At 36.5% G+C, this 13,734-nt stretch carries 14 protein-coding genes; 13 read left to right on the forward strand and 1 reads right to left on the reverse strand.

What is annotated here, in order from left to right; all coding sequences use genetic code 11:
- The first annotated feature begins 104 nt into the window (after nucleotides 1–104).
- On the forward strand, nucleotides 105–2,738 hold the full coding sequence (gene pepN, locus A9G03_RS07780; protein ID WP_065798861.1) for an aminopeptidase N: 2,634 nt from the start codon (nucleotides 105–107) through the stop codon (nucleotides 2,736–2,738).
- A 121-nt stretch (nucleotides 2,739–2,859) separates the two neighbouring features.
- Complete coding sequence (locus A9G03_RS07785) at nucleotides 2,860–3,192, forward strand: rhodanese-like domain-containing protein (RefSeq protein WP_143425832.1); 333 nt, start codon at nucleotides 2,860–2,862, stop codon at nucleotides 3,190–3,192.
- 42 nt (nucleotides 3,193–3,234) lie between these two features.
- On the opposite strand, the gene A9G03_RS07790 is transcribed toward A9G03_RS07785, so the two are convergent.
- Nucleotides 3,235–4,077, reverse strand: a complete 843-nt coding sequence (locus A9G03_RS07790) for a MetQ/NlpA family ABC transporter substrate-binding protein (protein WP_065798862.1) — start codon at nucleotides 4,075–4,077, stop codon at nucleotides 3,235–3,237.
- Between the two features lie 180 nt (nucleotides 4,078–4,257).
- On the opposite strand from A9G03_RS07790, the gene A9G03_RS07795 reads away from it, so the two are divergent.
- The 11 genes from A9G03_RS07795 to A9G03_RS07845 all read left to right on the forward strand — a co-directional run bounded on the left by A9G03_RS07795 (nucleotide 4,258) and on the right by A9G03_RS07845 (nucleotide 13,730).
- On the forward strand, nucleotides 4,258–5,409 hold the full coding sequence (locus tag A9G03_RS07795) for an amidohydrolase (RefSeq protein ID WP_065798863.1): 1,152 nt from the start codon (nucleotides 4,258–4,260) through the stop codon (nucleotides 5,407–5,409).
- Entirely contained in the window at nucleotides 5,409–6,452 is a 1,044-nt protein-coding gene (locus A9G03_RS07800) for a methionine ABC transporter ATP-binding protein (protein WP_065634765.1), read from the forward strand. Before A9G03_RS07795 ends, A9G03_RS07800 begins: the two co-directional genes overlap by 1 nt.
- On the forward strand, nucleotides 6,453–7,151 hold the full coding sequence (locus A9G03_RS07805) for a methionine ABC transporter permease (protein WP_065634764.1): 699 nt from the start codon (nucleotides 6,453–6,455) through the stop codon (nucleotides 7,149–7,151). It begins immediately after the preceding gene.
- 279 nt (nucleotides 7,152–7,430) lie between these two features.
- Complete coding sequence (gene mlaF / locus A9G03_RS07810) at nucleotides 7,431–8,246, forward strand: phospholipid ABC transporter ATP-binding protein MlaF (protein WP_218056898.1); 816 nt, start codon at nucleotides 7,431–7,433, stop codon at nucleotides 8,244–8,246.
- Complete coding sequence (gene mlaE, locus A9G03_RS07815) at nucleotides 8,246–9,025, forward strand: lipid asymmetry maintenance ABC transporter permease subunit MlaE (RefSeq protein WP_218056897.1); 780 nt, start codon at nucleotides 8,246–8,248, stop codon at nucleotides 9,023–9,025. Before mlaF ends, mlaE begins: the two co-directional genes overlap by 1 nt.
- Nucleotides 9,026–9,036: 11 nt before the next feature.
- Nucleotides 9,037–9,627, forward strand: coding sequence for an outer membrane lipid asymmetry maintenance protein MlaD (gene mlaD / locus A9G03_RS07820; RefSeq protein ID WP_065634762.1), 591 nt, complete (start codon nucleotides 9,037–9,039; stop codon nucleotides 9,625–9,627).
- Between the two features lie 2 nt (nucleotides 9,628–9,629).
- Nucleotides 9,630–10,274 carry a phospholipid-binding protein MlaC gene (mlaC, locus tag A9G03_RS07825; RefSeq protein WP_065634761.1) on the forward strand — a complete coding sequence of 215 codons (645 nt, stop codon included), beginning with the start codon at nucleotides 9,630–9,632 and terminating at the stop codon, nucleotides 10,272–10,274.
- A gap of 3 nt (nucleotides 10,275–10,277) precedes the next feature.
- Complete coding sequence (locus A9G03_RS07830; protein WP_065634760.1) at nucleotides 10,278–10,553, forward strand: STAS domain-containing protein; 276 nt, start codon at nucleotides 10,278–10,280, stop codon at nucleotides 10,551–10,553.
- Nucleotides 10,554–10,635: 82 nt separating this feature from the next.
- Nucleotides 10,636–10,893, forward strand: coding sequence for a BolA family protein (locus A9G03_RS07835; protein ID WP_065634759.1), 258 nt, complete (start codon nucleotides 10,636–10,638; stop codon nucleotides 10,891–10,893).
- 94 nt (nucleotides 10,894–10,987) lie between these two features.
- Nucleotides 10,988–13,015, forward strand: coding sequence for an oligopeptidase A (gene prlC / locus A9G03_RS07840; RefSeq protein WP_065798864.1), 2,028 nt, complete (start codon nucleotides 10,988–10,990; stop codon nucleotides 13,013–13,015).
- Nucleotides 13,002–13,730, forward strand: a complete 729-nt coding sequence (locus tag A9G03_RS07845; protein ID WP_065634757.1) for a class I SAM-dependent methyltransferase — start codon at nucleotides 13,002–13,004, stop codon at nucleotides 13,728–13,730. Before prlC ends, A9G03_RS07845 begins: the two co-directional genes overlap by 14 nt.
- Nucleotides 13,731–13,734: the final 4 nt, after the last annotated feature.

The following is a 13,734-nucleotide window of genomic DNA, read 5'->3' on the forward strand; positions in this document are numbered from 1 at the left end:
AATGAAGATATAGCTTAATTATCTAAGTCAGATTATTTTTAATCAGCTATAATAAAAACAACACAGCTAACAAATTAAGCAAATACGAAAAGGTCTTAATAACAATGAATAGCCAAACACTTGAATTACAACCTACAGCTAAACATCGCTTAGATTATAAAACACCCGACTTTACAATTACTGACATCGACCTTGATTTTGATTTAGCGGCAGAAATAACCACAGTTATCGCCCGTAGTCATGTTATCAAAAAAAATCTTCACGCTGACAATTTAATTTTAGATGGTGAAGAACTTAAGTTGGTTTCAGTAAATATTGATGAACAACCTTGGACTGATTATCAAATTACAACAACAGGATTAATCATTAAAAATGTTCCATCTGAATTTACCTTAACCATTGTTAACGAAATCAGACCGATTAATAACACCGCGCTTGAAGGACTATATATTTCAGGAGATGCACTTTGTACACAATGTGAAGCTGAAGGATTTCGTCACATTACTTACTATTTAGATAGACCCGATGTGTTAGCCAGATTTTCAACTCGAATTACGGCCAATAAAAAACAATATCCTTATTTACTTTCTAATGGTAATCGCATTGCTCAAGGTGAACTTGACAACGATCGTCATTGGGTACAGTGGCAAGACCCGTTTCCAAAACCGGCTTATCTATTTGCCTTAGTTGCAGGTGATTTTGATATTTTAAAAGATCATTTTATCACTCAATCAAAACGTAACGTTGAACTAGAAATTTATGTCGATAAAGGTAATTTAGATCGTGCAAAATGGGCCATGACCAGCTTAAAAAATGCGATGCGCTGGGACGAAACCCGTTTTGGCTTAGAATATGACTTAGATATTTTTATGATTGTTGCCGTCGATTTTTTCAACATGGGGGCAATGGAAAACAAAGGGCTTAATATTTTCAATTCAAAATATGTACTAGCTAAACCCGAAACAGCCACTGATGATGATTACTTAGGAATTGAAGGCGTTATTGGTCACGAATATTTTCATAACTGGACAGGCAACCGTGTTACCTGTCGGGATTGGTTTCAACTCAGTTTGAAAGAAGGTTTAACAGTTTTTCGTGATCAAGAATTTAGTTCTGATATGGGATCAAGAGCGGTTAAGCGAATCAATGATGTTAAAATTATGCGCACAGTACAATTTGCTGAAGATGCAAGCCCAATGTCTCACCCTATTCGTCCTGAACAAGTTATTGAAATGAATAATTTCTATACTGTTACCGTTTATGAAAAAGGGGCAGAAGTTATTCGTATGATGCATACACTATTAGGCGAAGAAAAATTCCAAGCTGGCATGAAGCTCTATTTCAAACGTCACGATGGCAGTGCGGCTACCTGCGATGATTTTGTTGCAGCTATGCAAGATGCCTCAGGCATTGATTTAACCCAATTTAAATTATGGTATAGTCAATCAGGTACCCCAGAGCTCACCGTTACTGATAGTTATGATAAAACAAGTCAACACTATACTTTAACAATTGAGCAACATACGCCTGCAACCCAAGATCAACAGCAAAAACAAGCGTTACATATCCCAGTTGATATTGAACTGTATCGACGCAATGGTGATGTCATTGCGTTGCAATCACAAGGTAAATCGATTAACCATGTATTAAATCTTACCCAGACTAAACAGCAATTTGTTTTTGATCATATAGATGAAAAACCGATTATTTCATTGCTACGTGATTTTTCAGCGCCAGTTAAATTAACATATCATTATCAAGATGATGAACTCATTTTCTTAATGCAACATGCAACCAATGCATTTAGTCGCTACGATGCTGCACAGATGCTTTTAGCAAAATATATACGTAGTAATGTTGATAATTACCAACATAAAAAGGATCTAGCCTTACCGCAAACAGTGTTAGATGCCTTTAGAGCAGTGTTATTATCAGAATCAACCGATCCTGCTCTTATCGCCCAAATATTAACTTTACCTTCAGAAAATGAAATAGCTAATCTTTTTGCTGTTGTTGATCCAATGGCTATTTATGAAGTGCGCCACTTTCTATTAACCTGTTTTGCAAATGAACTTTATGATGAATTACAGGCGGTTTATCAACATAATAAAACAACACAATATCAAATTATTCATGCTGATATTGCAAAACGCTCATTAAAAAATGCGTGTTTAACACTACTTGCTTACGCTGATGATAAGTCACAAGTAACACATCTAGTTAGCGAGCAATATTATCATGCAGATAACATGACAGATGCATTTGCTGCATTAACAACGGCTGTTAAAGCTCAACTTAATTGCCAAAAAGATCTACTAACTGATTTTGATAATAAATGGCATCAAGATGGACTTGTGATGGATAAGTGGTTAGCTTTAAATGCCACAAGCCCTGATAAGCAAGTACTAGCGACGGTTAAAAAACTATTAAATCACCGTTCATTTTCGCTAACTAACCCAAATCGCATTCGCTCTTTAATCGGTGCATTTGTCAATAACAATCCTGTTGCCTTCCATGCACAAGATGGCAGTGGTTATCAATTTTTGGTTGAAATTTTGACAGAATTAAATCAGAAAAATCCGCAAGTTGCAGCACGTTTAATCGATCCACTTATTCGTTTAAAACGTTATGATGAAAAACGACAAGAGCAAATGCGACAAGCACTCAATGCGTTACTAAAAATAGAACATCTATCTAAAGATCTCTATGAAAAAATCAGTAAAGCATTAGCCGCTTAAATGATTATTATCATCCTATTAATCATTAATAGGATGATAACTTGTAATAAATAGTGCTGTTTTTTTTTCAAAAAAAGTATTTAGCTTAAACTTGTTAACAACATTTTTTAGAGTTTTTAATATGATACCAATAAAGCCCATCACTGCTATTGAGCTTGATCAAAAACTAAAACAACAACACAAACTGGTTCTACTTGACGTGCGCGAACCTAGCGAAGTCAATTTCTGCAAAATTGAGGGAGCAATGCACATTCCAATGAATCTGATCCCGCTTTATTTAGATAAAATCCCTGATGAAATAGATATTGTGATTTATTGTCATCATGGCGTAAGAAGTTTAAATGTCGCAAATTATTTGGCTGAAAATGGCTTTGATACTGATTATCTCTATAATTTGACTGGAGGTATAGATGCTTGGGCATTAATGGTTGACAAAAACATGCCAAGATATTAACAAGCTCGTAACAAACTGAGCTTGTTAAAATAAGCGATTAAACTACTCTTGTGGCATCACCCAATAACCGTTTTGGTTGTGCGCTTGCATATAATCTTTAAACTGTTGAGATTGATAAATACGTTTCACATCTTGGGCCCATTGACTATTTTCATTGCCCGCATTAACGACCACCATAATTTCTAGATCTGGAATTATCGTTTCTAACAGTAATGCTTTATTCGGATCAATATTCGCTGAGTAAACAATGCTTCCAGGAATAACGGCAAAATCTAAATCATTCATCACGCGAGGAATATTAGCCGAATCCATCTCGATAATATTGATGCCGGCAATATTTTGCTCAATATCATTTTTACTTACAATAATAGGATTGGTATTCGGTTTTAACTTTATCCAACCAGCTTTTTCAAGCAAATTATACGAACGAGCAGCATTAGATGCATCTTGTGGAATTGCAACTTTCGCACCTTTAAACACCTGCTGTAACGAATTATATTTGTTTGAAAATATCGCAGCGGGTACAGATGGCACATGTAAAACGGGTTTCAAGTTAGCCTTACGTTGGGTATTAAACACATTCATATAAGCGGTGTGCTGTGCCACGGTCAAATCAATACTGCCCTCACTTAAAGCGACATCTGACTCAAGTAAATGTGGAAAGCTAACCAATTTCACCTTATAACCTTCAGACTCAAGTATGGGTTTTACCGCGTCTTTAAATAATTCGTTATAAGGCCCGGGTGATACCCCCATACTAATCTCTTTTTTAGTTTGATTATTGGCTTGCTTTGAAGAATTATCACAAGCTGTTAGTAAAAACAGAAAACTTAATATCGATAAAACTAAAATATTTTTATGCAATTTTGTAAAACGATGCTTCATATTAACTATCCCCAATAAGCTATGTAACTTAACCATACTCTAGCATAGAAAAAATAGTTCATTTATTCCAAGTTATTCTATCTTATAACTTTTTGGAATAAGATATAAAAAACGATTATTAGGTGGCTAAATCAAGCTATGCTACGTTAATACTATCTATAATTATTTGTTGGATATACCATGAGTGAATCAATTGCAGACAGTATTCATCAGCTTTTTAGAAAATTACATCAACATCCCGAGCTTTCTAATCAAGAATATGAAACAACTAAAACAATTAGATCTTATTTACAAAAAGCGCATATTCGAATTTTAGAACTTGGAGCAAAAACAGGCGTCATAGCTGAAATAGGCTCAGGTTCACCAGTGCTCGCATTACGTGCAGATATTGATGCATTACCCATTAATGAACAAACAGCCTGCAATTATAAATCTCAAACGCCCGATGTCATGCATGCTTGTGGGCACGATGTACATACGTCAATTCTAATGGGCGCAGCTTACTTGCTTAAACAACACGAACAAGAGTTAAAAGGTACGATTCGCTTATTATTTCAACCCGCAGAAGAAAACTTTAGCGGCGCATTACAATTTATAGATATTGGTGCGTTGAAAGGGGTTGATGCAATATTGGGGCTCCATAATAATCCCAATTTAGCCATCAATCAGATGGCATCGCGTGCTGGCCCTTTTTCGGCCAATGTTGATCGCATTGAAATCACAATAAAAGGGGTTGGGGCCCATGCGGCAAGACCAGAATCGGGAATCGATCCCATAGTGATAGGGGCTCAAATTGTTAGTGCCATTCAAACAATCTCTAGCCGTACAATAAGTGGGCTTGATGCAGTTATTGTTAGCATCACTAAATTTCAAGGTGGTAACACTTGGAATGTCATCCCCGAAACAGTAGAAATGGAAGGCACTGTGCGAACTTTAACGCCACAAGTGAGGGCAAAAGTAAAACAACAGCTACAAAGTATTATTGAAAACATCGCGATTGCCATGGGCGCAAAAGCTGAATTAAGATGGTTTGATGGACCACCTTCTGTCATTAACGATGACAAATGGGTTGAATTTACTCAGTCCATCGCCAAGCAAATGAATTACGAAGTAATCGATTTTAAACCGCAACTAGGTGGTGAAGATTTTGCCCACTATCTACATCAAGTACCGGGTGCGTTTATCAATCTTGGATCACAAAGCTCTTATGCGCTTCATCATCCAAAATTTGAAATCAACATAGACATGATAATGCCAGCTGTAAATTATTTATATATACTTGCTAAGCAAGCATTAATTGAATTAGAACACCAATCAACAGGTATTAAATAATGATTAAATTCGAAAATGTCTCTAAGCAATATGAGCGAAACGGCATCACCACTCAGGCGCTGCACAATATTAATTTAACCATTGATAAAGGTGATATCTATGGCATTATTGGCTATAGTGGAGCGGGAAAAAGTACCTTAGTTCGCTTAATTAACTTTCTTGAAAAACCGACAACAGGAAATGTAATTGTCCAAGATCAACAACTAAATCAACTATCAAATGCTGACTTACGTCATGTAAGACAAAAAATTGGCATGATTTTTCAACATTTTAATTTACTTGAATCTAAAACTGTATTTGAAAATATCGCTATTCCTCTAATTTTAATTAAAAAAGATAAGCAAACAATAAAACAAAAAGTTTATGAGCTATTAGAATTTGTGGGATTAAGTGATAAAGCCAATAGCTATCCTAAAGAGCTTTCTGGCGGGCAAAAACAGCGCATTGGTATTGCCCGTGCATTGGCGAATGACCCTGATATTTTACTTTGTGATGAAGCGACTTCAGCGCTTGATCCACAAACAACACAATCAATTTTAGATTTAATCAAAAAAATCAATGAAAAATATAAGATCACTGTAGTACTTATTACTCATGAAATGCATGTGATTGAGCAAATTTGTCATAAAGTCGCGGTAATGGAAAAAGGTCAGATTGTTGAGCATGGTAATGTACTGGACGTATTTGGTCATCCAAAGCATCATACTACTCAAAACTTTGTCAGTTCCGTGATTAATGACCAGATCCCAACTGGTGTTGTCGAAAACTTAATTGAAATAGAAGGTGATAAAGATAATATCCAATTATTCAAACTCGAATTTTTAGGAAGATCAGCCTCAGAGCCTGTTATCAATTCGCTGATATTAAAGCAAAAAGTAGTCGTCAACATTTTGTTTGCCCATATGTCTGAAATTGAAAAAACAGTACTTGGCAGTATGTTTGTTCAATTAAAAGGCAACAACAATGATATTGAAGAATCAGTACTATATCTACGTCAGTGTGGTGTACAAGTCACCGAGATTAAACAATGGGAGAGGAATTAAATGGAAACCTTAAATAATATTATCAATTACTTAAGTTCTTATTTTGCCACTACACTAACCGCTGAACAATTTATTCAAGCGTCGTACGAAACCTTAATAATGGTGTTTTTTGCTTTGGTACTAGGTTCGTTACTGGGTATTCCTCTAGGTATCTGTTTAGTCACCACACGACCATCAGGATTATTAGAAAGTCGTAAAGTATATCGGATCATCAACCCAATAATTAATCTGCTACGCTCTTTACCGTTTATTATTTTATTAGTAGCGATCTTACCTTTTACAAAACTCATTGTAGGCAGTTCGATCGGCACAGCAGCAGCAATTGTACCCCTAACAGTATACGTCGCGCCTTATATTGCACGATTAGTGGAAAATTCACTCCTAGAAGTCAATAGTGGCATTATAGAAGCAGCTGAGTCTATGGGAGCAACACCGTTACAAATTATTTGGCATTTTATGTTGCCCGAAGCTTTTAGCTCTTTAATTTTAACCCTTACCACTGCAACAATAGGCTTAATTAGCGCAACAGCTATGGCTGGTGCAGTTGGGGCTGGCGGGATCGGAGATTTAGCTATATCCTATGGTTATCAACGCTTTGATACAACTGTTGTCATTATTACAGTTGTGATATTGATCATCACTGTGCAACTCGTACAAAGTCTTGGTAATTATTTAGCACGAAAAGCAAGACATGAATAACTAACGTAACCAATTATCACAAGTAATGACTTTAGAATCAAAAGATGAGGGTTACGGCCCTCATTTATAATTATTCACAAAACGTTTACTCTATTGAATTTTAATGATTACCTGTCGATAAACCACTTAATTATGAAAATTTTTCTATTAATTTTTAATTAGTTACTCTTATCTACTAAAATTCGCCAATAATTGGCTAATCTATTTAATAGATTTCATTATTCGCAAATATCAAGTAAAATAAGCTCAACTTTCATTATGGTAGTGTAGGAAATCGATGTGACGAACACATTACAACAGAATTTGGTCGAAATACACGATATGTCTTTTTATCGAGGTAGCAGGCCGATTTACAAAAATATGAATTTAAATGTACCTAAAGGCAAAGTAACTGCCATTATGGGGCCATCTGGAATAGGTAAAACAACACTGCTTCGCCTAATTGGTGGTCAACTTAAACCTCAAGCGGGAAAAATTTTATTTGATGGTGAAGACATACCTAGCATGTCCCGTTCAAGACTATATGAAGTTCGTAAACGCATGAGTATGTTATTCCAATCTGGGGCATTGTTTACTGATTTATCAGTCTTTGATAATGTGGCTTATCCTCTTCGTGAGCACCTTAATCTACCAGAGCCCATATTGCACAATTTAGTGTTAATGAAATTACAGTCCGTTGGTTTACGCGGTGCAGCGCAGATGATGCCTTCAGAATTATCTGGCGGTATGGCACGGCGGGCAGCTTTAGCCAGAGCAATAGCACTTGATCCAGATCTCATTATGTTTGACGAACCATTTGCAGGGCAAGACCCCATATCTATGGGCGTCATAGTTAAACTTATATCTGAAATTAACCAATCACTTGGATTAACCTGTATTGTTGTTAGCCACGATGTGAATGAAGTACTAAGTATTGCTGATTATGCTTATATTGTTGCAGAACAACATATTATTGCTGGTGGTACATCTGAAGAATTACGCAATAATGATGATTTGCGTGTAAAACAATTTCTGGAAGGACTGGCTGATGGTCCGGTTCCATTTCATTATCCTGCTGATGATTATAAATTAGACCTAAGCAGAGGTATAAAATAATGTTGAATTTACTTGCAAAACTTGGACAAGCAACCATTAATACCATTGCAATGGTTGGGCGTTCGGGAATGATGCTATTTGGCGCACTGATTGGCCGACCACAATTTGGTAAACAATTCCCCTTACTTATCAAACAATTTTATTTTGTCGGTGTACAATCACTGACTATTATTATCGTATCAGGTCTTTTCATCGGTATGGTACTTGCTCTTCAAGGTTACTTTATTTTAACCACCTTTGGTGCTGAAGCAAGTTTAGGAATGATGGTTGCGCTTGCCCTACTTAGAGAGCTTGGTCCAGTCGTTGCTGGCTTATTATTTGCAGGTCGTGCGGGTTCTGCCTTAACAGCTGAAATAGGTCTTATGAAAGCCACAGAACAGTTATCAAGCATGGAAATGATGGCAATCGATCCGCTACGACGAATCATTGCACCACGCTTTTGGGCGGGCTTTTTTAGTATGCCTTTTTTAACGGCTATTTTTGTCACTGTTGGCATTTTGGGTGGTGTTTTAGTTGGTGTAGACTGGAAAGGAATTGACGCTGGCTTTTTTTGGTCATCCATTCAAAGTAATGTTGATTGGTGGCACGATTTAGGCAATTGTTTTATTAAAAGCTTCGCCTTTGCAATCGCCAGTACTTGGATTGCACTATTTAATGGTTACGATTGTGTACCAACGTCTGAAGGAATTAGCCGGGCAACAACAAACACCGTTGTCTATTCATCATTAGTTATTTTGGGGTTAGATTTTATCCTAACCGCATTAATGTTTAGTAATTGAGGTCATTAAACATGAGTCGTAAAGTCGAAATTACCGTTGGATTATTTATGGTGCTGGTTATTCTTTCAGTACTATTTTTATGCTTTAGAGTGACTGACCCCACATCATTTAGCAGTCATAACACTTATCGTGTTTATGCTGTATTTGATAATATTGGTGGATTAAAAGCACGTTCACCAATCAAAATAGGTGGAGTTGTAATTGGTCGGGTCAATAACATCACATTACAATCATCTGAAAATGATGTGTATAAACCTTATGTGGCAATAGATATTGATGCACAATATGATAAAATTCCTAGCTCAAGCGCATTATCGATTAAAACCTCTGGTTTATTAGGCGAACAGTTTATTGATATCAATTTCGGACTGGACCAAAACCTTGAACATGATCTAGATGCATTAGACGCCGATATTCCTAGTAGTACACCAATAGCAAAAGATAATAAGCCTGCTTATTTTCAAGAAGGCCTAGTTATTAACAATACAAAACCGGCTATGGTTATAGAGGATTTAATTGGGCAATTCCTTTATAGTGCAGGTGGTTCTTCAGATAAGGACAAAAAACAAACTACACCAGATACCAATGAAAGTAAGGAGTAATTATGTTAATCAGATTTAAACAAGCAATTTTTTTCGTATTCGCATTAGCATTCAGCACATTTGCGCTTGCTGATAACGACCCATACAAAGATATGCAAGTTGCAGCAGATAAGATTTTTAATACCATTAAATCTCAATCAGCTACAATCAAGACCAATCCGAATAAATTGAAGGAAATAGTTAGAACTGATTTATTACCTTATGTGCAAGTTAAATATGCTGGTGCGTTAATTTTAGGTAATTACTACAAAAGTGCTTCTGAGGCGCAACGTACTGCTTATTTCGATGCATTTGAAAACTACTTAGTTCAAGCTTTTGCCCAAGCGCTATCTATGTACAACGGTCAAACTTATCAAGTTGAAGCAGCAAAAGACCTAACAGGTAAAAGCTTAGTTTCAATTCGCGTATTATTAATCCAACCAGATAAAAGCCAGCAACCATTACGTATTGATTTTCAATGGCGTAAAAACACTGTCACAGGGGAATGGAAGGCATACGACTTAATTGCTGAAGGTGTAAGTATGATTACCACTAAACAAAATGAGTGGTCGACTATATTACGTCAAGATGGTATTGATGCATTAACTAAGCAATTAACTGATCTTTCAAATCGTAAAATTGATCCTAATGCTAAACCAAAAGGCTAACCTATGATGTCGCGAATCAAAGCAGACAAACAAGATAATGTCTTATATTTAAAGGGTGAGCTAGATGCTCACTCCCTTAATGAAATATGGTCAACTCAGCATAGTATTTTAAATGGCGTTACAACTATTGATGTTGCTCAGTTAACTCGAGTTGACTCTTCTGGACTAGCAACATTAGTTTATTTTTGTACTAAATATCAAACCAAATTAATGGGCATTAATCCACAATTACAAACTTTAATTGCACTGTATGACTTACAGCCAGTTATTATGGCTTAATTCATATTGTGTTATTACCAAACATAAATATTAGCTTAAACAACTTAATATAAAGTTAGAATATTCATACTGAGTTACAATCATGGACAAACAACAAATTATAGACAAATTAAATAGTTCTCTTAACCTTGACAATGTATATGTTATGACTGACGATGGTAGTCATTTTCAGGTTATTGCAGTCAGTGAACTATTTGCAGATTTGAGCCGAGTCAAAAAACAACAATTAATTTATGCACCTTTAGCCGAATTTATTAATGATAACCGTATCCATGCATTATCTATCAAAACCTATACACCAACAGAATGGCAACGTGAACGCAAATTAATGGGATTATAAACTATTCCTTAACACAAAATACTTGACTTGCGTTTTTTTACCCGCACATAATGTTTAATCACTAAACAAAATCTTTGTAGAAAGGTATCGCAACATGACCAATCCATTATTAACCAATGCTCCATTACCGCTATTTTCTCAAATCAAGCCTGAGCACGTTCTACCTGCTGTACAGCAGGCCCTAAATAATTGTCGCAACACAATTGAAACAGTGCTAAAACAAAATAGTGAGTATACTTGGGACAACTTAATTCAACCCATTGATGAAATGGATGAAAAATTTGGACGAGTTTGGTCACCGGTCAGCCACCTTAATTCTGTAAAAAATAGCCCTGAATTACGTAAAGCTTATGAAGCATGTTTACCATTATTATCAGAATACAGCACATGGGTTGGACAACATAAACCTTTATATCAAGCTTATAAGCAACTAAAACAAAGCGAAAATTACAATACTTTAAGTAAAGCACAGAAAAAAGTGATCGACAATGCACTGCGTGATTTTGAATTGTCGGGAATAGGCTTAGCTGATGATAAACAAAAACGCTATGGTGAAATTGTTGCCAAATTATCAGAATTATCCTCACAATATAGCAACAATGTATTAGATGCAACGATGGGCTGGACAAAACTAATAACAGATGAAAAACAGTTGTCTGGTATGCCTGAAAGTGCGCTTGCCGCGGCAAAAGAACAAGCCAAATCAAAAGGACAAGACGGCTGGTTAATTACTTTAGATATTCCAAGTTACCAACCAGTTATGACTTATTGTGATAACCGTGAGTTACGTTTTGAGCTCTATCAAGCTTATAATACGCGGGCTTCAGATCAAGGACCAAATGCAGGTAAATGGGATAATACACAAATCATCGAGCAGATTTTAACATTAAGAGATGAACTCGCTAAATTACTTGGTTTTGATACTTATGCTGACAAATCTCTAGCCACTAAAATGGCGCAATCAGTCCATCAAGTTACTGAGTTTTTGACTGATTTAGCCAATAAAGCTAAACCACAAGGTGAAAAAGAATTAGCGGATTTGAAACGCTACGCCTATGAATTTTTTGGTGCCAGCGATATCAAACCTTGGGATATTGCCTATTACAGTGAAAAACAAAAACAATACCTTTATACCATTAATAACGAAGAACTCCGACCTTATTTTCCTGAACAACGAGTGATAAATGGCTTATTTGAAGTCGTCCATCGTATTTTTGGGATTACCGCTAAAGAACGGCTTGGCGTTGAAGTGTGGCACCCTGAAGTCAAATTTTATGATTTATTTAATGCCAATGGTGAACTAAAAGGCAGTTTTTATCTTGATTTGTATGCTCGTGAACATAAACGTGGTGGTGCATGGATGGATGATTGTATTGGTCGCATGCGTTTTGCAGATGGTCACATACAAAAACCCGTTGCTTATTTAACTTGTAACTTTAATCGACCAATCGGTGATAAACCCGCGTTATTTACTCATGACGAAGTAACCACCCTATTTCACGAATTTGGTCATGGCTTGCATCATATGTTAACCGAAATTGACGTATCATCAGTTGCAGGTATCAATGGTGTAGCTTGGGATGCGGTTGAATTACCAAGTCAATTTTTAGAAAACTGGTGTTGGCAACCCGAAGCGTTGGCCTTCATTTCAGGACACTATCAAACCGGTGAGCCTTTACCGCCAGAAATGCTAGAAAAAATGCTCGATGCGAAAAACTATCAAGCTGCATTATTTATATTACGTCAATTAGAGTTCGGTTTATTTGATTTTAAACTTCATAGCCAGAAAACGCCTGATATCTTAACCACTTTGGCGGAGGTTAGAAAACAAGTTGCTGTCGTACCAACGGTTGAATGGGGGCGATTCCCTCACGCTTTTAGTCATATTTTTGCAGGCGGATATGCCGCTGGTTATTACAGTTATTTATGGGCCGAAGTGTTATCAGCCGATGCTTTTTCACGCTTCGAAGAAGAAGGCATTTTTAATGCTAAAACCGGTAATGCATTTTTGGACAATATTTTGTCACAAGGTGGCAGTGATGAACCTATGACATTATTTAAAAATTTCCGTGGACGTGAACCGCAACTTGAGGCACTACTTCGTCACTATGGTATCCACTAGTTCTAATCCAGCTCAGCTAAAATTATTAGCTGAGCAGTGGTTATCCACGCATCCCACTGTTCCCTTTGCTTTAGTGACTGATACCGCTCAACTCGTATTACAAAAAACCGACGAACCAAAACTCGGGGCTGTAACAGTAGATTTTGTATCTGGCACAATGGCTCATCGTCGTCAGTTTGGTGGTGGGCGTGGTGAAGCCATTGCCAAAGCAGTAGGCGTAAAAGGTGAGTATTTACCAACAGTAGTAGATGCAACAGCTGGACTTGGTCGTGATGCATTTGTATTAGCAGCAATCGGTTGTCATGTCACTATGTTTGAAAGGCATCCCGTTGTGGCTGCATTATTAGCTGATGGTTTACAGCGAGGTTACCAAGATCCAATAATAGGCAATTGGTTACAGCAACGGTTAAACCTGATTTATAATTCAAGCCAAACAGGTCTATTGTCATTGCACGAAAAACCCGATGTGGTTTATCTTGATCCAATGTTTCCACATCGACAAAAAAGTGCATTAGTCAAAAAAGAGATGCGCATTTTTCAACAGTTAGTGGGTAGTGACTTAGATTCAGATAGTTTACTTGAACCAGCTAGACGATTAGCTAAAAAACGCGTAGTCGTTAAACGACCTGATTATGCGCCATTTTTAGCCGAGCAAAAACCAACAGCCGAAATTAAAACTAAAAATCACCGTTTTGATATTTATACACCTTTTTAAAACA

Source organism: Gilliamella sp. wkB171 (assembly GCF_001693755.1).
GTDB lineage: Bacteria > Pseudomonadota > Gammaproteobacteria > Enterobacterales > Orbaceae > Gilliamella > Gilliamella apicola_F.

Excerpts from the sequence above, each read along its gene's own strand:
- pepN (WP_065798861.1), top strand. The coding sequence starts at position 105 with ATGAATAGCCAAACACTTGAATTACAACCTACAGCTAAACATCGCTTA.
- A9G03_RS07785 (WP_143425832.1), top strand. The coding sequence starts at position 2,860 with ATGATACCAATAAAGCCCATCACTGCTATTGAGCTTGATCAAAAACTA.
- A9G03_RS07790 (WP_065798862.1), bottom strand. The coding sequence starts at position 4,077 with ATGAAGCATCGTTTTACAAAATTGCATAAAAATATTTTAGTTTTATCG.
- A9G03_RS07795 (WP_065798863.1), top strand. The coding sequence starts at position 4,258 with ATGAGTGAATCAATTGCAGACAGTATTCATCAGCTTTTTAGAAAATTA.
- A9G03_RS07800 (WP_065634765.1), top strand. The coding sequence starts at position 5,409 with ATGATTAAATTCGAAAATGTCTCTAAGCAATATGAGCGAAACGGCATC.
- A9G03_RS07805 (WP_065634764.1), top strand. The coding sequence starts at position 6,453 with ATGGAAACCTTAAATAATATTATCAATTACTTAAGTTCTTATTTTGCC.
- mlaE (WP_218056897.1), top strand. The coding sequence starts at position 8,246 with ATGTTGAATTTACTTGCAAAACTTGGACAAGCAACCATTAATACCATT.
- mlaD (WP_065634762.1), top strand. The coding sequence starts at position 9,037 with ATGAGTCGTAAAGTCGAAATTACCGTTGGATTATTTATGGTGCTGGTT.
- mlaC (WP_065634761.1), top strand. The coding sequence starts at position 9,630 with ATGTTAATCAGATTTAAACAAGCAATTTTTTTCGTATTCGCATTAGCA.
- A9G03_RS07830 (WP_065634760.1), top strand. The coding sequence starts at position 10,278 with ATGATGTCGCGAATCAAAGCAGACAAACAAGATAATGTCTTATATTTA.
- A9G03_RS07835 (WP_065634759.1), top strand. The coding sequence starts at position 10,636 with ATGGACAAACAACAAATTATAGACAAATTAAATAGTTCTCTTAACCTT.
- prlC (WP_065798864.1), top strand. The coding sequence starts at position 10,988 with ATGACCAATCCATTATTAACCAATGCTCCATTACCGCTATTTTCTCAA.
- A9G03_RS07845 (WP_065634757.1), top strand. The coding sequence starts at position 13,002 with ATGGTATCCACTAGTTCTAATCCAGCTCAGCTAAAATTATTAGCTGAG.